We start from the raw sequence: 19,421 nt of genomic DNA, 5'->3' as shown, positions 1-19,421 counted from the left end.
TTCTCTCTCCCACTCACTTACTTTTTCGGTTCTGCTTTTTGGCCAAACTCTTTTTCCCATTTTTCTAAAATTTTGTCACGATTTTCTGCTGCCCATTTAAAGTCATTCTTTTTGTATAACTTTTCTGTCACATCTTTAGGGAATCCATCTGGAAGTTTATAATCATTTTTAATTGTCGCGAATCCATTTTTCTCGAAGTATAACTTCATTACATCATCAGTAATTGCCCAATCTAAAAATGCTTGCGCTAATTTTTCATTTTTTGCATTATCTTTTTTAATAAGTGCGTTCGCTTCTACTTCCCAACCTAATCCTTCTTTCGGCAATACAACTTCAACTGGTGCACCTTTTTGTTTCTCTTTCAAAGCACTATAAACCATTGATACGCCAACTGGATATTCACCTGCGCCTGCTAATTTCGCTGGTTTTGAACCTGAATGAGTATAAGTTGCCATATTATCATGAAGTTTCTTCATGTAATCCCAGCCTTTATCTTCACCCATAATTTGTAACCATGCAGAAACTGTTAAAAATCCTGTTCCAGAAGAAGCTGGATGTGGCATAACAAGCGTTCCTTTATATTCTGGTTTCGTTAAGTCTTCGTATGATTCTGGCATCGGTAAATTTTTCTTCTTTAATTCTTCTTTATTTATAGCAATCCCCGTCATAAATGCCGTATTACCTACCCATTTTTCTGGTTGCTTATCATCTTTAAATTGCGGAAGAACACGATCCGCTCCTTTTGGAGAGTATCCTTTTAACATATCTTTTTTATCTAAAGCTAATAGACTAGACGCTGCTGTTCCCCATACAACATCTGCTTGTGTATTTTTTCCTTCAGCTAGCAATTTCGCTGTAATAACTCCAGTTGAATCACGAACAATGTTCAGTTTCACATCTGGATATTTCTTTTTAAAAGAATCAAGATAAATTGGTACAAGTTCTTCTTCAATCGCTGTGTAAACAGTTAATGATCCAGATAATTTATCATCCTTTACTTTTGCCCCAGCACTTTCTTCTTTCTTTGCACCACACCCCATTAATAACGAAAATACCATTCCAGTTGCTACAGCTTTAAAGATTGTTTTTTTCACTGTCTCTCTCTCCTTTTATAAATCTTATGTACAACTCTAATATAAACAACTAGTGTAAAAGCAGTATTAAACCAACATTAATCTTTTGTTTGTTGTTTGTTTTTGTGTAATACGTTGCTACTTCTATGTTTTTTCGCATTTTTCTGCTAATAATGAACACTAAATTTACAAATAATTAAAAAAACCTTTATAATCCCACAAAAAAATGAGGCGTTTGTAAAAAACGCCTCATTTTTGTTTACCTTTTTTTGAATTACGATTTGCATACTTCGCGCTATTTTCTCCTTCATACTCTAATGCAAATTCTGCATCTGGTAAGCTTTCTTTCGGAGTTTTATTATTGTTGATTGCCGCATTTTGTTTCACTTTTCTTTTTACCAATACATTCACCTGCTCTCAAGAATTCACTTTCAACTCTAGTTTGAAACAACATTAAATAATTATTACTGGCAAGTGTTAACAAGTACATAAGGCCGCTAGATGGAAATACTACCTATGAAAAAAACATTAGAAAAGGGGCGATTATTTTGAAGAAGAAAGATAAAATCCAGTCACCAATTTTAGATGAAACGCTCCCGCATCAAATGAATTTCCCATCTTTTAAAGGAACAGGAAAGAAGATGCAACAACCTTTCATAAATCAATATGACGTCGTAATCGGAGACAGTAAATATGATTCCGAGAATAGTCCACTTCACAATTGGACTGATGAAGTAGACCCTGCCATTATGGCTGGAGAAGAATGGATTCATCCTACAAATGATATTGGGTGGATTTCAGAAGAAAATCAAGAGTTGCTAAAAAAAGAAGTGGATAATAAGAATGAGGCTTTTATGCATCCGCAATTTGGCATTAACGACTAAAAAACCATTCTACCTCACATAGGTAGAATGGTTTCATACTATCCAATAATAATTCTCTCTTTCGGGTATTTATAGCGAGGTGGCTGTTCTCTTCCCCCACTAGCCAGTATAAATGTTAAAATACCGACACGCCCAATAAACATAAGTACAATGAGTACAAGTTTACCAACAGTTGTTAAATCTGGCGTAATACCTGTCGATAGCCCTGTCGTTCCGAAAGCAGAACACACTTCAACAATTAAACTCATAAGCGGTACATTTTCCGTAATAGATAAAATAAAGAGTGCTGTGGCACATAATAAAATCCCCATCGTCATAACGACAGATGCTTTTAGCACGTCTTCTTCATGTAACTGACGTTTGAAGACTCTAACCGTTCTTCCACCTCTTGCAAAAGTGTATAACGATAATATACTAACAGCAAATGTTGTTGTACGTATTCCGCCCCCAACCGAACTTGGAGATGCCCCTATAAACATTAATATACTCATAAATAAAAGCGTCGGTTGTGACAATTCACGTATATCCATTGTAGCAAGTCCACCGCTTCGCGTCGTCACAGATTGGAATAATGTATAGAAAACTGTTTCATGCCATGACTTTCCTGCTAAAAATTGATTTCGTTCTAGTAAAAAAATCATAATGGTTCCAACGATAACGAGGGCAAAAAATGTTGTTGTCGTCAATTTTGTAAATAACGAAAAGCGGAATAATTGCTGTCGCCTTTTACTAAAGAATTGCTTTATTTCCATTAACACCGGGAAGCCAATCGCTCCTAAAACAATAAGTAACATATGAATCATTTGCACAATATAATCTTTTTTGTACGGAATTAGTGATTGTCCAGTTAAATCAAATCCGCCGTTCGTGGTTGCACTAACAGCGGCAAAGAAACCGTGAAAATAAGCTTCTTGCCAAGTTGGAAAATAAAGTAGAAATCTTGTACCTAATAGTATCGCTCCGATAAGTTCTATCGAAATAATTACAATTAAAATAGAACGCATCAATTCTACAAGGCCTGATAAATTCCCTTGATTATGGTCTGCCATAATGAGTCTTCTTCTCTGCAAACCGATCTTTTTCCCCGTTATAATCCAAACAAACGTACCAAGTGCCATAATTCCTAAGCCGCCTAATTGTAAAATAAGGGCTAACATAATAATTCCTGCCGTAGTAAATGTATCTGAAATTGTAACAACAGACAGTCCCGTAACACTTACCGCACTAACAGATGTAAAGAGGGCATCGATAAATGTCCATTTCACACCAGACTTCGTAACAAACGGGAAACTAAGCAATATCACCGATACAACTACTGCTAATAAATAAAATAAAACAATGAGTTGTACAGGACGTAATTTTTGTAAAAATTTTTTTATATCTCTCATTCCATCACTTCGCTACCTTTTTTTCTATCGATTAAATAAAGAAAAATCTTCACTTTCTTTATTTGTAAATAACTGCTCAAATAATTTGGCAAATACCATTCCATACACAGTTCCATTACCTCCATATGGCAATGCGTAAAATAAATTATGTATCTCTTTGTCTTCTTTTAAAATAGGGAGACCATCATGACTACCGCCAAATGCTGCCGCCCAATAGTACTCTGCCTGTATATTCTTATACTGCGGGAACATCTCTTTTACAATGTTAATAAGGATATCACGCTTATGCAATAATTTCGTATCACCAATTGTTTGAATTTGCATCGCTTCATCTAATCCGCCTACAATAATACGGTTTTGATACGTTCGAAAATATAAGTAAGGCCGTGCTGTTTCCCAAATTAATGATTGTTCATGCCAGCCTTCAAATGAATCTACCTTATTTGTCACCACTGCATATGATGTTTCCACTGTTGTATTTTTTTCTTTCTTTCCGAAAAGTGCTTCATAACCTGTCGCCATAATAATATTCTTTGCTACAATTTGATTTCCTGTTTTCGTGTAACAAATTAAATCATTTTGGCGTTTTTTTATATGTATGGCCTCTGTATGCTCAAGTATAGTAGCTCCCATTTGATTTGCTTTATGCAAAAGGCTATGCGCTAATAAATACGGATTCACTTCGGCATCACCATGCGTATATAACGCTGCTTGTTTTATAAATGAATACTTCTTCTTCATATGTGAATCGGTAAAATATTCAACCGGGAATCCATAATGGCGTAACGTATTATATTCTTCTTGTAAAAACGATACATCCTCATTTCTACTTGCATAATACAAACTACTTCGCGGAATAAACTGGGGATCAATATCGAGAGTCGGTACAACTTGCTCCATTGTTCGTAGCGCTTCGTAACAAAGCTTATATGCTCGTACCCCCTTTTTTTCACCAAATGTATGGATAAGTGAGGTTAGCGATTTATCATGAAGAAATTGTAGTAAACCTGTATTAGCAGCTGTGCTACCACATGCGATTGCTCGTTTTTCAATGAGCGTAACACGCATTCCAATTTTCGCTAACGAATACGCTATATGAGCACCTGCTTCTCCGCTTCCGACTACAAGCACATCACATATCATATCATTTTCTAATGATGGATAACAAGGTATAGAAACTCCTGTATTCCAAAACAACTTACCAGTCATAAGTTTCATAATTATACTCCTAAAATATAAATTTCTCCTTTCTATCTTTTGTTATTTCCCATAAAAAAATCCAACTAACATACGCTAGTTGGACTTTTTATTTTTAATTAGAACGCTCCTCCAGCCAATTTCCAACCGTCGGATATGTTTGTTTTACCGCTGTTCCACCGTAAACGATCGACATATGTCCCGTTGGTAAACATACATATTGTTTATCTGTGCTAGAAATATGGTCTAGCAAAGCTTCTACTTGGCATGGCAGGGCGATATGATCACGTTTCGCAGAAATATTTAAGACATTCGCCTTAATATTTGCAAGGTCTACCTTTTGTCCACGAATAACGAGTTCACCTTTCACTAATTTATTATTTTGATAAAAATCACGAATCCATTGTCTATACGATTCACCTGGGAATGGAATACCGTCACCAACCCACTTTTGAACTAATTTCCAGCTTTCGACGAAGCGCTCATTTTCTGAACGATCAAGTAAAGCGACATATGGACCTACAAAGTTTGTAATTGGTTTTAACATCTTATTTCCGAAATCAATCATTTCTGGCGGAATATTTCCGAATGTATCAACCGCTTTATCTAAATTGAAGTATTTCTCATCTAATAAAGGACCGTATAATCCTGTTTCAGAGAAATCAAAAGGACTTGTCATAAAGATTAAGTTGCGAATTGGCATGTGTGGATGAAGTGCTGCATAAATAGAAGTTAGCGTTCCACCCATGCAATAACCAAGTAAAGAAATCTCGTCCGATTTCGCAGTTCTCATTACTTTCTTCACTGCTTTTGCAATATAATCAAACACGAAATCATCAAATTTCAAATGACTATCTTCTAAACCAAATGTGCCCCAATCAAGCATATACACATCAAAACCACGATCTACTAAATATTCCACTAAACTATTTCCTGGAGTTAAATCCATAATATACGGTTTATTAATAAGCGCGTATATTAATAGGATTGGAACTCTCTGTGTTTTTTCTTGTTTTGGAATGTAACGATACAGCTTCGTTTTATTCTTCGTCCAAATAACTTCTTTTGGTGTTAAACCAACTTGTGGTTCTGGTTCGCGTAATAAAACTTCGCTCGCTCTTTTCACACGGCGATATGCTTTACGATATTCTTCTGGGTACAACTCCAATTGCTTTTCCCATTCCGTTACGAATGTAGTCATTTTTCTATCTCCTTTTCGGTCGATTTATTTCTAAAAAAAGAAGTGCATTCCTGCTATGGATATGCACTTTTTTCTCGATTCATTACATGTATAATCCACCGTTAATGTTTAATTGCTGACCTGTGATATATGCACCGTCACGGCATAGGTATACTACACCTTTTGCAATTTCATCAGCTTGACCAAAACGTTTTTTCGGGATTTTCGCAACGATTTTTTGACGTACTTCTTCTGGTACTTCTGCTACCATTTCAGTATCAATAAATCCTGGGCAAATTGCGTTTACAGTTACATTTGTTTTTGCAAGCTCTAATGCTAATGATTTTGTAAATCCTAACATACCTGCTTTTGCTGCAGAGTAGTTTGTTTGTCCAAATCCACCAGCTTGGCCAATAATAGAAGAAATACTAATGATTCTTCCTTCTTCTGCTTCCGATATGTATGGAAGTACCGCGCTTGTTGTATTAAATACACTGCTCAAGTTCACGTCAATTACGCGCTCCCAATCTTCACGATTTAATTTTTTGAATGTACGATCTCTTGTAATACCAGCATTATTAACAAGAATATCAACTTTACCAAAATGATTCACAGCTTCTTCTACAAGTCTGTTTGCATCTTCTACTTTCGAAACATCCGCTTGAACTGCATAAACGTCATGTCCTTCTTTTCCTAATTCATTTACTAAGTTTTCAGCTGCTTCTTTACTGCTGTTATAGTTAATAACTACTTTTGCTCCCTCTTGTGCTAATGCTACTGTAATTGCTTTTCCAATTCCTTTTGCCCCACCTGTTACGATTGCTACTTTGCCATTTAATTGAACCATTTCTTTTCCCCCTTAAATGAATTTGTGAACGATTGTTATGAATCATTTTGGTACTCATATTAATAGAGTCCATATATTAATTATGTTTCGTTGTTTATACATGAAAAAGAGATTCTCCCCTTCCCTTTTACACGTTATAAACAAACGCTATTATCATTTTTTATTTTCCGGCTTATTCGTAGGTTTTACTTCTTCTTTTGCAGGTACTTGTAATTTCGCTAGTACTGCATTTTGCTTTTCTAGTAACTCTAAAATTTGATCAACTTTCGTTTCTAGCGTGCGAATATCTTGTTTTACTTTCGTAACATCACGCTTTAATGTAGGAGCTTGTCCTAATGAATCCACTTTCTCTTCTAGAATCTCCTCAATGTTATCAACTTTATTTTCTAAATTGATAACAAGCGTAGCTACTCTAGCGATATCCTCTCTCGTCGGCACATTCACCTGTTCTAAATAATTTTTTGTCGTATCATTTAATGCTTTTTGATAAAACAAATTCAAATCTAGAACGCTGCCCATCCAAGCAGAATATTCTTCTGTTTTAATTGTTTCATTGAGCGCTTTTCCCCAAAATGTTTCGGTTTGTTCATAAGCATTTTTCCATGCTTGCAATGGATCGAATTTTTGATCAATCACTTCGCCTACACTCCCTTTTTCGTTTTTGAAACAATTCAACCTATTCACTATTTTCTAATATTCTGAATAAAACTTCAAGTCTATATTTTATTTTTCTTTATTTTCCGATAAATTTGTTGACATTAAAAACAGATAGGTGTAAATTGCACTTATAAGCAAAAAAATTCCATCTAACTGATTCATGAGGTGATGCACAATCATGCTACATAATGAACCAGAACACCCAGAAAGTTTGGAAAAAAACCAAGCGAAACAACCAAACTCCATGCCCAAAAACTTCTTAGTTCCTTTCTTACTTCTCTGTCTAAAAGACTGGAGTCTTCATGGTTACAAACTCATTCAAATGCTAATGGACATCGGCTTTTCTTCTGTTGACCAAGGTAATGTGTATAGAACATTGCGCAAGTTAGAAAAAGAAAATCTCATTTCTTCCACTTGGGATACAAGTGAAGGCGGGCCAGCGAAACGAATTTATTCTTTAACAGAATATGGAGAGCAATATTTAACAACATGTGCAACTTCTTTTGAACATTATCAAAATATGTTGCGGACGTTTTTTACGTTATACACCAATGCGTTCTTTCCATTTTCTACTTCTCCAGAAAAGGATGAAAAGGATTCTTCATCTTCACCTGGTGGTACAGCAGAGTAATCTGCGTTCACAATATGCAAAAAAACATTTGGAGGTCAAACAATGGAAACTAAACCATACGAATTAGTCGATGCATTTTGGAAAAACTGGTCTCAATCTCTTTCCCTCTTCTCTTCAGCTGGGAAACAATTAGAGCAACTTACTTTAGAAACTTTAAAACAACAACAAGACGCTTTGCATAAATTAACATCAGGAGTAGATGAACTAGAAAAAGAACTACAACAATTCACTGCTCAGTTCAATAACCAATATACAGATTACGTGAAGCAATTAACTGGAAACTCCTTAAATGATCAAATTAACGAGTGGCAAGGGAAATGGAATGAACTTTCTAATCAAATGCACCAACTGACTGTTTCTCCTACGAAAACATCTTTGTCTATTCTTACTCAAACTAGCGGTCAATTTGAAGAAACAACAAAACAATTTATTGAACAACAACAATTACAACGTGAAGAGGTTCAAAAACAGTTAGAAGTTTTTTTGGGAGAGTTCAAGTCCAAACAACTAGAACTCGCAAAGCAGTTCGAGGAAAACTCAAAAAATTTATTTACTTCCATCAAGTAAGAAAAATGTGGGAGCTAACTGCAGCACAAACAAAACTCTTTCTTCCTCCTACTACATCAAGATGGCTAGCATTTTTCGATATGGAAAAGAAGGAGGCCAAAATGAATCCATTTCAAGAAGCACAAACTGTTCCGGAGCTTCGTTATGATGAGATTCAAGTCGGTGATCAAGCATCCCTTACAAAAACTATTACGGATGAGGACGTTATTAATTTTGCAAAATTAACTGGAGATGTGAATCCTATTCATATTTTAGATTCTTTTGCAAAAACGACAATGTTTAAAGAACGTATTGCTCATGGCATGCTCGTTTCCAGTTTCATTTCGACGATTCTTGGAACGAAACTCCCTGGCAAAAACACGATTTATTTATCTCAAAACGTTTCATTCCGTGCTCCTGTCAAAATCGGTGATACACTTCGCGTTGTGGCAGAAGTCATTAAAAAACGAGACGATAAAAAAATCATTACGTTGCAAACAAACATATATAATCAATCCGATGATATTGTCGTGGAAGGTACAGCGACAATACTGAAAAAAGAGTAGCAAATTTGCTACTCTTTTTTCTATCCAATAACTTCTAATCACACCGATTACTTCCGCGTATGAGTACGTCGTTTCCACATAAAATAACGTTACCAGTTTAGATAAGTATTTAGCTGAATTGGACTACTCATAAGGATGTGTATCAACATGGTAAAAACAAACAAATTACTAGTTCCAGGTGCAGAACAAGCGCTTGAACAATTTAAATATGAAATCGCACAAGAATTCGGTGTTAGCTTAGGTTCTAATACAGCATCTCGTTCTAACGGTTCAGTTGGCGGTGAAGTAACGAAACGACTAGTCGCTTTAGCTCAACAACAATTACGTGGATAATACAATAACCTATGGCTTAGAGGCAGATATTCTCTGCCTCTTTCTATTTTTAACATACATAATCGTGCTTTTTCACATACTAGTAAGAGCAAACTGAAAGGAACGATATGTGACATGAAACGGATTAATATTAGCATGAGTCCTCCCCGTGTTCTTACTTTGTCTTTTATTATGTTATCAGTTATCGGTACATGCTTATTAAAACTACCAATTGCTACAACAACTTCTATTTCATGGATCGACGCTTTATTTACAACAGTTTCTGCTTGTACTGTTACTGGGCTTGGTGTTGTAGACACCGGAAAAGTATTTACTTTGTTTGGACAGTGTGTCATTTTAACGCTTATACAAGTAGGGGGACTTGGCATTATGAGCTTTGCCGTTTTAATTGCGATTATGCTCGGCAGAAAAATTGGTCTTCAAAACCGAATTTTACTGCAACAAGCGTTAAACCAAACGAACATTGGTGGTGTCATTCGTCTTGCCAAAGCATTATTTTTATTCTCTTTTACAGTCGAATGTATCGCTACTTTGATTCTTTCTTTTGAATGGGTACCAAAATACGGGATTGCTAAAGGGATCTATTATAGCTTTTTTCATTCGATCTCTGCTTTTAACAATGCTGGTTTTTCTGTGTGGAGCGATAATTTAATGTCCCATTCTCATAGCATTCTTGTCAATCTCGTTATTTCCTCCCTCATTATTTTAGGTGGGATTGGTTTTACAGTAATCGTAGATATAAAAAGAAAGAAAAATTTTAAAAACCTTACATTACACTCAAAACTTATGCTCTCTTCTACTCTAATCGTCAATATTATTGCGACTGTTTTTATTTTTATATTCGAGTTCCACAATTCCCTTTCTATGAGAGGATTTACCCCATTTGAAGAAGGAATGGCCGCTTATTTCCAGGCGGTTTCAACTCGTACTGCCGGGTTTAATACAGTTGATATTTCTGCATTATCAAAGCCTTCCCTACTATTAATGATGCTCCTTATGTTTATTGGCGCTGGTAGTGCTTCAACCGGTGGTGGAATTAAGTTAACAACATTTTTAATCATGTTTTTTGGGGTATTTAAATTTTTACAAGAACAAGATGATATTGTCGTTTTTAAAAAATCTATTAAAGATACTCTCATTGTCAAAGCATTGACCATCACTATTATTTCCATTTCATTTATCTTTTTTGCTATTTTAATTTTAAGTATTACTGAGCGAGTTCCTCTATTGATGAGTGCTTTCGAAGTATTTTCAGCATTTGGGACTGTCGGTCTCAGTATGAATTTCACACCACACTTAACTATGATCGGAAAAGCTATTATCATCTTTATGATGTTTTTTGGGAAAATGGGACCTTTAACATTGGCTTTTTCATTTGCACGTAAAAAGAACCGAAAAATAAAATATCCGAATGAAGATATTTTAACAGGTTGACAACCGTATACATTATCCATATAATGAGAGTACAATAGCATATCTCCAAAGGGGAGTAGCGTCCAAGAATATTTCTTGGAAACAAAGTCGTCATTACGTAGAACTTAGTTCTTCCGGCTTTGTTGGCATTTTCATTACATATGTCTAGCAAGACCTTTGCCTATTAACGGCAGAGGTCTTTTTTGTATTAATTTCCAAATTCTTCCAAAGTTAATAGGCAGGAGTATGGGGAAACTAAATAGTGGGGAAATTCTTCACTTATTTAGTACTTATAGAAATGAGAGGAGAATGTACATGGATGTATCATTATTATTGGAGTATGGTTGGGTATTACTCATCCTAATTGCACTAGAGGGGATTTTAGCGGCTGATAACGCTCTCGTTCTTGCAATTATGGTAAAACATTTACCAGAAGAAAAACGAAAGAAAGCATTATTTTACGGATTAGCGGGGGCATTTGTTTTCCGATTCGGATCGTTATTTATGATCTCGTTCTTAGTCGACGTATGGCAAGTGCAAGCAATCGGTGCCATTTACCTTATGTTTATAGCTGGTAATCACTTATTTAAAACGTATGTTAAAAAGAATACGGATGAAGAAACAGAAGAAAAAGAAGCAAAGAAAAAACAAGAGAACTTTTGGTGGACTGTATTTAAAGTTGAGGTTGCTGATATCGCCTTCGCAGTTGATTCAATTTTAGCTGCAGTTGCGTTAGCAATGACTTTACCAAAAACAGGATTAGGTACAATTGGTAGTCTTGATACTGGGCAATTCGTTGTTATCTTTGTAGGTGGACTTATCGGGTTAATCATCATGAGATTTGCAGCAACTGCTTTCGTACAAATCTTAAAACGTAAACCAGGACTTGAAACTGCAGCATTCTTAATTGTAGGTTGGGTTGGTGTGAAACTAGCAGTTTATACATTAGCACACCCTGCATTAAATGTAATTCCGCATTCATTCCCAGAATCTACACTATGGAAGCTTACATTCTGGATTGTATTAGTCGGAATCGCAGTTGGCGGTTGGTTCTTCTCGAAAGAAGTAGAAGTAAAAGTAGAAAAGAATTTAGACGAAAAAGCGCTGTAATTACAGCGCTTTTTCTTTTTCCCTTCCCCTCTCAATGTCCAGAAAAAATTCTATTATACTACCATTTGTAAGCGTTTTCTTAATATATGTATGTCCTTTTTGTGAAACATTGCACAAACTTATTGAAACTAAGAACAATTCCATGTACTTTATTCATATAAGGAGTATTTATAGATGATGTACTAAAGGAGCGTATTACTCATGCTAGAGCAAGGAATAGATTATGTTGTCAAACTGGCTAAGAGCAAAAAACAAATGCTAGATACAAACCCGATGCAATATTTCATTCGTGCCGCACTTGCGGGTATTTATATCGGTTTTATTATTGTACTATGTTTTAAATTAGGTAACTTTTTTCACATTGCAGATTCACCGGCAACTTATTTAGCTGCTTCTATGTTTTTCGGAATTGCCCTCGTACTTATTATATATGGCGGTGCTGAATTGTTTACTGGAAACACAATGTACTTTACTGTAGCAACTTTAAGAAAAGAAACAACGATTTCTGATACACTTCGTAACTGGGTCGCTTGTTATGCAGGGAATTTAGCTGGAGCTTTATTCTTTGCCTTACTATTTTATGCAACTGGAATTTTCGAAGCAATTGATCACGGCCATTTCATGAATAAAGTAGTAGAAGGAAAAATGAATACACCTACAATGCAATTATTCTTTAAAGCAATTTTATGTAACTGGCTTGTATGTCTTGCGTGTTTCTTACCTTCTCAAGTTAAAGGTGATACAGCAAAAATTATGATGATGATGCTACTCGTTTTCACATTCTTCTTATCTGGTTACGAGCATAGCATTGCAAACTTATCACTGTTTGCTCTATCTTTAGTTTCACCGCATCCGGAGACAATTTCTTTTGCAGGTGCTATTCATAACTTAATTCCAGTTACAATCGGTAACATTATTGGCGGGTCCGTCTTTGTCGGCATGGTATACCATTACTTAACAAAGAAAGTACCTGACGTGAAACAAGAAGAAACTGAATTAGTAGCGGCTCAACAAGAAGAAATCATTCCGTTACAAGCACATATGAAACATTAAAAACTCCAAAGTAAAACTTTGGAGTTTTTAGCTCCCCACATATTTAACAACAAGGTGCGGATTAATTTCGCCTTCTTCCTTTCCCTTATTAATTCTCTGTTTCATCTTGTGCATACCGATGACATCATTCGTATGAAGGTGAATTTCATTTACATATAAACCCTCTTTACAAAAAGCCTCTACAAAATCTAATCCATTTCTTTTCCCCCATCCCATATTAAAATCAAGGGAAAGAATATTCACATCATAATCCCGAACCATTTGCAAGGCACATTCTACTGTAGTGGCGGGCACATACCCGTACGGACAACTTCTTTGATCATCCATATATACATTCATGTTCTATCCTCTCTCTATTTTGTATACGTGACCAACATGTAACATATTGCCCCAAGGCTAATAAAAGGACCGAACGGAATTTGGCTCCTCATTTTCATACGTTTTAATACTATACCAACTCCAAAGAAACAAAGACTAAAGCAAGATGCTAAAAATAAGATCATAAAAATCCCTTTCAGTCCCACTATAAATCCAAGTAACGAAAGTAATTTTATATCTCCTCCACCAAGCCCTTCTGGATATATCTTTTGCATGCAATATAACAAAATGAATATAACGCCACTACCAACTATACTATCTGTCCAAGTCACTAACGGCACAAAAACACATTCTAAAATGAGTAAACAGGCAAACCAAGCTAAAATACGATTGGGGATTAACATATATATGTAATCTGTAACTGAAATAATAAGAAGTAGAGAAAAAAGCGATAAAATGATGATAAGCTCCCGTTCCACCCCAATCATATATACAGTAAGAAGAAATATCATTCCTGTTACAAGTTCAAATACTACGTACAAAATTGAAATTTTCCTCTTACAATTCGTACAACGTCCTCTTTGTATACAAAAAGAAATGATTGGAATCAATTCTTTTGGCTTTAGCACATACTTACAATAATGACAATGTGAACGAGGGGTAATGATAGACTCACCAAGTGGTACTCTCATCGCAATTAACATAAAAAAAGAACCAAACACCATCCCCACTAACAATGCATATAAATAAGTGAACATCCCTTCCTCTCCTTTCCAGAAGAACATAGCAAAAAAAGGAGAGAAATTCTACTTCATATTATTTCTATTCTATTAAAAAAGCAGGCCATTTTCTGGCCTGCTTTCCCCTCTTTTATACGATGAAATATACTGCTTTTAATGGTCCGTGTACTCCGACAACAAGATTCATTTCAATATCTGCCGAGTTACTAGGTCCTGTAATAAAGTTAATACAAGATGCTACTGCCTCGCCATTTTCTACACGTGTGTTCATATCCTGAACTGCTTGTGTAATACGAGGCACAAGTGTTTCACGTGGAATAATAGCAAAGTATACAGTCGGTAAAAAGTGTAAAGAACGACCTTGGCCTTTATGACTTTGTACAACAATCGTACCAGATTCAGCTAAAGTATAATCACTAAATGCGATTCCAATATTCGCTCTTTCTGCGATACGCATATTCTCTTCTTTTTTCTCAGGATCCCATACATTCACTTCAACATTTTGCTTTGGAAGCTCTTCTTTAAATAAAGAAGTCAATCCATAAGAATCAAAACGTTCGTCTGCCGATAACATAATAGGTCCCCCGCCGTTTTCCACGATTACTTTTTGAATATCTTCACGTAAACGGTCGTTTGTCGTTTCCACTACAGTTGTATGAATGTTTGTACATTGATTTTTAAATACTTCTAACAATTCTTCTTTTGAATAATCTTTTAGCGTTTCTACATTCACATTACTTTTCCATGCTGGACGCTTTACGCCTTCCGTTTTCCGCTCACGTCCAAGTTCTTTTGCAATATTATCTAGAAAGGACTCACGGTTTTGAATTAATCCTGTCATTATTTGTCCCCGCCTTTCTTATGATCTTTATACCAATCACGGAATCGTTCTTTACTTGGAGCCGGGAATTCACGAATATCTGTCCAGTTTTTAAGTGGCCCAACACCTTTTGATACACGGTTGCCAGATGTAAATGGACTCATTGCTGCTGGCGCCATTTTTGATCCCATTTTATATAAAGCTGCTGAAGATGCACCCATACTAAACATTTTCATTGCTAATTTTTCTGCAAGTGGTGCACGTCCTTCTTGCTCAACAATTACTTGACGATGTTTTAATAATAAATCATGCAATGGTATTTTTACTGGACAAGCTTCTGTACACGCTCCGCATAAACTAGAGGCATATGGAAGCTCTTTGTAATCATCGTATCCACCTAAAAGTGGTGTTAATACCGCACCGATTGGTCCTGAGTATATAGAACCATACGAATGTCCACCAACGTGACGATATACAGGACATACGTTAACACAAGCAGCACAACGAATACATTGCAATACTGAGCGGAATTCAGACCCGAGAATTTGAGAGCGGCCATTATCAACAACAACTAAGTGGAATTCTTCTGGTCCATCTACTTCCTCTTCTTGGATTGGTCCCGCTACAGTTACATAACTTGTTAATTTTTGCCCTACTGCACTACGACATAGTAAACCAACTAAAACATCTAATTCTTCCATTGTCGGAACCATACGTTCCATACCCATTACTGCAATTTGAGTTTTCGGAATCGACATAACAAGATCGGCATTACCTTCGTTCGTTACTAAACAAAGAGAGCCAGTATTTGCAACTGCAAAGTTACAACCTGTCACACCAATTTCTGCATCCATAAATTTCTCACGAAGTTGTTTACGAACAAACTTTGTCATTTCATATGGATCATCAGAATTTTCATAGCCAAGCTTTTCTTTAAATACATCACGAATTTGCGTTCTGTTTTTATGAAGTGCGGGCGCAATAATATGTGAAGGTGGATCGTTATCTACTTGCAAGATATACTCTCCTAAGTCACTTTCTAACACTTCACAACCAATCTCTTCAAGGGCATGATTCATACTAATTTCTTCAGTTACCATTGATTTTGATTTTACAACTTTCTTCGCTTGTTTCTTTTTTGCAACGTCTTGAATATACTTTGCTGCTTCCTCTTTCGTTTTCGCAAAGTACACATGTCCGCCTCTTTTTGATACATTTTCACTTAACTGCATTAAGTAATAATCAAGATTTTCTAACGTATGTTGGCGAATTTGTTCACCTAGTTCACGCCACTCTTCCCAATTTCCTAATTCTTCCGCTGCTTTTAAGCGATTCGTATATAAGCGGGTTTGCGCAGAAGATACTGCTCCGCGCATAAAAGAATCTTGAATTCCATCGCCAACGCGATCATTAAATTTTTTCTCACTGATTTTCATAGACATAGCTTATGTTCCCCCTTCATGAGCGACTATTTAGTACCTCAGCAATATGCATTACTTTTATTTCTTTTCCTAAACGCTCAATACGTCCGCCAATGTTTAACAAACACCCACAATCTGCACCGATTAAATAATCAGCACCTGTTTCCATTGCACTATCTACCTTCTCATCTACCATTTGCTCAGAAATTGGAGTCATCTTCACTGAAAACGTTCCCCCAAACCCACAACAATTTTGTTCGTTTGGCAGTTCTCTCACAGTTAATCCTTTTACGTTTGATAATAAAATTCCTGGTGCCTCTTTTACTCCAAGCAGGCGTGTCATATGACAAGATTTATGAATAGTAGCTATCCCTGGTAAGCTTGCACCAACATCTGTCACTTTTAAAACATCTACAATAAATTGTGTAAATTCATATGTTTTATCAGCAACCTTTTGCGCACGTTTAGCCCACTTCGGATCATCTTTAAAAACATGCGGATACTCATGAAACATTGTCGCACAAGAACCAGATGGTGTAACGATATATTCTGCATCTTCGAAAGTTTCAATCATATGTTTCATCGCTTCTTTTGCTGCTTCTACATGGCCGCTATTATAAGCAGGCTGACCACAACAAACTTGTGCTTCTGGAAATTCAATTTCACAACCTAAACGCTCCAACACTTCAACTGTTGCTTTGCCGACGTTTGTTTCAAACATATCGACTAAACAAGTAACAAATAAAGTAACTTTCATAATTATTACTCCCCCTTTTTACAACTCCACCAACAAACGTATGGTCATCAGATGACTAAGGAAAGAAGAAGTAGGCTCAACCATGGCCTATCCTCTCCCTCTTCTAAAGAAAACGCTTACTTAATCTTTCTCTATTTTATCAAAAAATTTGATTTTTAAAAGATTAAATTACGAATTTATATCGTTTTTACCTGTGACAATATGTTCTACATTTGTTAAATGATCTAGCATTGCTTGCTGCGCTAATTCTACATCTTGCTTTAACACTGCATCATATATAACTTGATGCTCTTCTATAAGTCGTTCTGATGTTGTTTGTTCACCATATAAAATAATGCGTCTTGATTCACCAATCGTTTCAGCAATCATCTCTGAAACGTGATTCATGAGTTCAAGCAAAATGTTGTTATGCGAAGACTCCGCAATTCCCATATGGAACTGAAAATCTGCTTTTTCGCCAGCCTTTTCATCTCCAATGCTCTTTACCATTTCATCTAACCAATGCTTCATATTTTGCAAATTATCTTCCGTACGTTTTGCCGCAGCTGCTCGAACTGCCCCCACTTCAAGCACCTTTCGTACTTCTAATAAGTTTAAAATATCTTCTTTCTTCATTAATAATTTATTGTTTAATGATTTTGTTAATGAAGAAGAATCGAAATTCTTCACATATGTACCTTCTCCTTGTTTCATCTCAATTAAGCCCATTGCTCTTAGCGCACTTAGCGCTTCTCGAACAGCAGATCTACCCACTTGAAACTGCTCAGCTAATTGATGTACAGGAAGTAGTTTGTCACCAGGTTTTAACGTACCATTTTTAATCATTGTTAAAATAGCTTCAGATACTTCTTCGTAAATCTTTTTCGGTTTAATAGATTTGTACTCCAGTTAAATCACCTCAGTATCTTCCAAACAACAATTGAAACGATTTATAAGAACTTTGCATCATAACTATTTTAGAACGAATTGGTAAGAAGTACAAATGTTTTGTTCATAAAATCGTCAAATTTTTAATATTTATTTGATATTAATTTATAATTATTCCTCTATTCATTGCACTCATGAAGAAAAGCATGTCCTTCACGTTAGAACATGCTTTCTTCAACTTGTATTTTCAATTTAATACTAACCGTCGTTCCATGCCCTTTTTCACTTTCAATTCGCCACTGTCCATCATGTATATGAACAATTTGTCTGACAATGGCAAGGCCTAAACCTGTTCCACCATGTTGACGACTTCTCGCTTTATCAACGCGGTAAAAACGTTCACCAAGATTTTCTAAATGCTCTGTTTCAATACCGATTCCTGTATCTTTTATGTTTAATTCACAGTAATCATCTATCTGCCTGAGTGTTATCACAATATCCCCATTTTGATTTGTATACCGTATCGCATTATCTAACACGTTATGAAGCACTTGTTGCATACGATCCTCATCAATCATTACAATGATTTCTGGATTTAAATTTGTTGAAATACGAATTTTCTTTTCTATAAACTTAATCTCATACGTATCTAACACATCTTCAATCAGTTGTGAAAAAACGATAGGTTGTTTCTTTAACGGAAAATGTTCACCTTCTAATTGTGCTAAATCTAATAAATCATGAACGAGACGCTGCATACGACCCGCTTCTTTATGAATGAGCTGTGTTACTTTTTCCTGCTGTGGTCCCTTCGCTACACCATCTAAAATAGCTTCACTATATCCTTTTATATAACTAAGCGGTGTTCTTAGTTCATGCGAAACGTTAGCTAAAAATTCCTTACGCTTTACGTCTTCTGTCTCTAAAGAATTTGCCATTTTATTAAATGCTTTTCCTAATCGTCCAATTTCATCTTCGGAAGAAATTGTAATCCGTTCTGAGAAATCTCCCGTAGCCAAATGATTGGCAACTCGTTCCATTTGCGAAAGCGGTCTCGTAATAGCAATAATAATCTTTCTACCAATCCATATTGTCAGTAAAGTCATAGCAAGTGCTAATGGTGCTAAAATAAGGCCCATATCATATATTAAGTCTTTTATACTTTTTAAAGGAATATAAGAATATACAATGCCAACTAACTTTTTATTTTCTAAAACAGGGATGACAACCCCCATAATATTTCGGTCAAAATGTTCCTCATACCCTATCTTTGTCACAGTTTTTCCATCTAATAATGCTTGCCTGTCCCCTTCACTTATAAGAGAATGATGATGCACATCAAAAGGTAAACACGCGCTTAAATCACGCGGATTAGATACGAAAAGAACATCTGAACTAGATATTTGATCAAATGCTCTTACTTTCTCTTCAAAAGTTGCTATTCCTTCACGCTTATCATATTGCGCAGCAAGACGTTTCCCTTCCATTACTAATGAATCTTTTAAATTATCAACGTATAGTTTTTCATACGAGTATAAAGATACAAAATAAAGAAAGGAAACTGTTACACATACTGCACATACTACTGTAAGCCAAAGCTTCTGTACCATCGTAAACATA

The 19,421-nt window shown here is 35.7% G+C and carries 22 protein-coding genes and 1 riboswitch; of the genes, 8 read left to right on the top strand and 14 right to left on the bottom strand.

Translation table 11 applies throughout. The features are described 5' to 3' along the window. Positions 1–17: 17 nt before the first annotated feature. Together RBB48_RS10615 and RBB48_RS10610 are read right to left on the bottom strand one after the other, a co-directional pair. Positions 18–1,094, bottom strand: a complete 1,077-nt coding sequence (locus tag RBB48_RS10615) for a putative 2-aminoethylphosphonate ABC transporter substrate-binding protein (protein ID WP_000750887.1) — start codon at positions 1,092–1,094, stop codon at positions 18–20. Between the two features lie 228 nt (positions 1,095–1,322). Then, on the bottom strand, positions 1,323–1,475 hold the full coding sequence (locus RBB48_RS10610; RefSeq protein WP_000240799.1) for a hypothetical protein: 153 nt from the start codon (positions 1,473–1,475) through the stop codon (positions 1,323–1,325). A gap of 146 nt (positions 1,476–1,621) precedes the next feature. On the opposite strand from RBB48_RS10610, the gene RBB48_RS10605 reads away from it, so the two are divergent. Next, a complete protein-coding gene (locus RBB48_RS10605) occupies positions 1,622–1,957 on the top strand; it encodes a DUF3905 domain-containing protein (protein ID WP_000725963.1) in 336 nt (111 codons plus the stop codon). A gap of 38 nt (positions 1,958–1,995) precedes the next feature. Here the strand turns inward: RBB48_RS10605 and RBB48_RS10600 are convergent, their stop codons facing one another. From RBB48_RS10600 to phaR, 5 genes are all read right to left on the bottom strand, one after another. Next, entirely contained in the window at positions 1,996–3,345 is a 1,350-nt protein-coding gene (locus tag RBB48_RS10600) for a TrkH family potassium uptake protein (protein ID WP_088062567.1), read from the bottom strand. 24 nt (positions 3,346–3,369) lie between these two features. After that, positions 3,370–4,563, bottom strand: a complete 1,194-nt coding sequence (locus RBB48_RS10595) for an NAD(P)/FAD-dependent oxidoreductase (protein WP_046958233.1) — start codon at positions 4,561–4,563, stop codon at positions 3,370–3,372. Positions 4,564–4,657: 94 nt separating this feature from the next. Further along, positions 4,658–5,743, bottom strand: a complete 1,086-nt coding sequence (gene phaC / locus RBB48_RS10590) for a class III poly(R)-hydroxyalkanoic acid synthase subunit PhaC (RefSeq protein WP_000206842.1) — start codon at positions 5,741–5,743, stop codon at positions 4,658–4,660. A gap of 82 nt (positions 5,744–5,825) precedes the next feature. After that, positions 5,826–6,569 (bottom strand): acetoacetyl-CoA reductase, encoded by a 744-nt coding sequence (locus RBB48_RS10585; protein ID WP_000250411.1) that lies wholly within the window; start codon positions 6,567–6,569, stop codon positions 5,826–5,828. A 153-nt stretch (positions 6,570–6,722) separates the two neighbouring features. After that, positions 6,723–7,205, bottom strand: coding sequence for a polyhydroxyalkanoic acid synthase subunit PhaR (gene phaR, locus RBB48_RS10580; RefSeq protein ID WP_088062564.1), 483 nt, complete (start codon positions 7,203–7,205; stop codon positions 6,723–6,725). Between the two features lie 199 nt (positions 7,206–7,404). Here phaR and phaQ point away from each other — a divergent pair, with 199 nt between their 5' ends. The 7 genes from phaQ to RBB48_RS10545 all read left to right on the top strand — a co-directional run bounded on the left by phaQ (position 7,405) and on the right by RBB48_RS10545 (position 12,878). Further along, entirely contained in the window at positions 7,405–7,857 is a 453-nt protein-coding gene (gene phaQ / locus RBB48_RS10575; protein ID WP_000903018.1) for a poly-beta-hydroxybutyrate-responsive repressor, read from the top strand. A gap of 42 nt (positions 7,858–7,899) precedes the next feature. Further along, positions 7,900–8,424 (top strand): polyhydroxyalkanoic acid inclusion protein PhaP, encoded by a 525-nt coding sequence (gene phaP, locus RBB48_RS10570; RefSeq protein WP_000448583.1) that lies wholly within the window; start codon positions 7,900–7,902, stop codon positions 8,422–8,424. Positions 8,425–8,525: 101 nt separating this feature from the next. Beyond that, positions 8,526–8,969, top strand: a complete 444-nt coding sequence (locus RBB48_RS10565) for a MaoC family dehydratase (protein WP_001067916.1) — start codon at positions 8,526–8,528, stop codon at positions 8,967–8,969. A gap of 147 nt (positions 8,970–9,116) precedes the next feature. After that, on the top strand, positions 9,117–9,302 hold the full coding sequence (locus RBB48_RS10560; protein WP_000241212.1) for an alpha/beta-type small acid-soluble spore protein: 186 nt from the start codon (positions 9,117–9,119) through the stop codon (positions 9,300–9,302). A gap of 114 nt (positions 9,303–9,416) precedes the next feature. Then, complete coding sequence (locus tag RBB48_RS10555; RefSeq protein ID WP_087984798.1) at positions 9,417–10,736, top strand: TrkH family potassium uptake protein; 1,320 nt, start codon at positions 9,417–9,419, stop codon at positions 10,734–10,736. A 38-nt stretch (positions 10,737–10,774) separates the two neighbouring features. Beyond that, a riboswitch (yybP-ykoY riboswitch) is annotated at positions 10,775–10,940 on the top strand. 90 nt (positions 10,941–11,030) lie between these two features. Then, positions 11,031–11,825: a TerC family protein gene (locus RBB48_RS10550; RefSeq protein ID WP_000383317.1), complete on the top strand. Its 795-nt coding sequence runs from the start codon at positions 11,031–11,033 to the stop codon at positions 11,823–11,825. A 201-nt stretch (positions 11,826–12,026) separates the two neighbouring features. After that, a complete protein-coding gene (locus tag RBB48_RS10545) occupies positions 12,027–12,878 on the top strand; it encodes a formate/nitrite transporter family protein (RefSeq protein ID WP_048545034.1) in 852 nt (283 codons plus the stop codon). 27 nt (positions 12,879–12,905) lie between these two features. Here the strand turns inward: RBB48_RS10545 and RBB48_RS10540 are convergent, their stop codons facing one another. From RBB48_RS10540 to RBB48_RS10510, 7 genes are all read right to left on the bottom strand, one after another. Next, positions 12,906–13,217, bottom strand: a complete 312-nt coding sequence (locus RBB48_RS10540) for a cyclic-phosphate processing receiver domain-containing protein (RefSeq protein WP_048545036.1) — start codon at positions 13,215–13,217, stop codon at positions 12,906–12,908. Between the two features lie 14 nt (positions 13,218–13,231). Next, on the bottom strand, positions 13,232–13,954 hold the full coding sequence (locus tag RBB48_RS10535; protein WP_000495731.1) for a prepilin peptidase: 723 nt from the start codon (positions 13,952–13,954) through the stop codon (positions 13,232–13,234). Between the two features lie 112 nt (positions 13,955–14,066). After that, on the bottom strand, positions 14,067–14,777 hold the full coding sequence (locus tag RBB48_RS10530; protein WP_000147203.1) for a LutC/YkgG family protein: 711 nt from the start codon (positions 14,775–14,777) through the stop codon (positions 14,067–14,069). After that, positions 14,777–16,198, bottom strand: coding sequence for a LutB/LldF family L-lactate oxidation iron-sulfur protein (locus RBB48_RS10525; protein WP_000061936.1), 1,422 nt, complete (start codon positions 16,196–16,198; stop codon positions 14,777–14,779). The genes RBB48_RS10530 and RBB48_RS10525 overlap by 1 nt, the downstream gene beginning before the upstream one ends. A gap of 16 nt (positions 16,199–16,214) precedes the next feature. Continuing rightward, on the bottom strand, positions 16,215–16,934 hold the full coding sequence (locus RBB48_RS10520) for a (Fe-S)-binding protein (protein ID WP_000869144.1): 720 nt from the start codon (positions 16,932–16,934) through the stop codon (positions 16,215–16,217). A 168-nt stretch (positions 16,935–17,102) separates the two neighbouring features. Beyond that, positions 17,103–17,792 (bottom strand): FadR/GntR family transcriptional regulator, encoded by a 690-nt coding sequence (locus tag RBB48_RS10515; protein ID WP_255256195.1) that lies wholly within the window; start codon positions 17,790–17,792, stop codon positions 17,103–17,105. Between the two features lie 227 nt (positions 17,793–18,019). Continuing rightward, positions 18,020–19,420, bottom strand: coding sequence for a sensor histidine kinase (locus tag RBB48_RS10510; protein ID WP_000494801.1), 1,401 nt, complete (start codon positions 19,418–19,420; stop codon positions 18,020–18,022). Between the last annotated feature and the right edge of the window lies 1 nt (position 19,421).

The sequence above is a fragment of the Bacillus sp. MMSF_3353 genome, assembly GCF_030733445.1.
GTDB classification, from domain to species: Bacteria; Bacillota; Bacilli; order Bacillales; family Bacillaceae_G; genus Bacillus_A; species Bacillus_A wiedmannii.
Note: the sequence above shows the minus strand (reverse complement) of the source record. Positions and strands in the feature narration are given on the sequence as shown.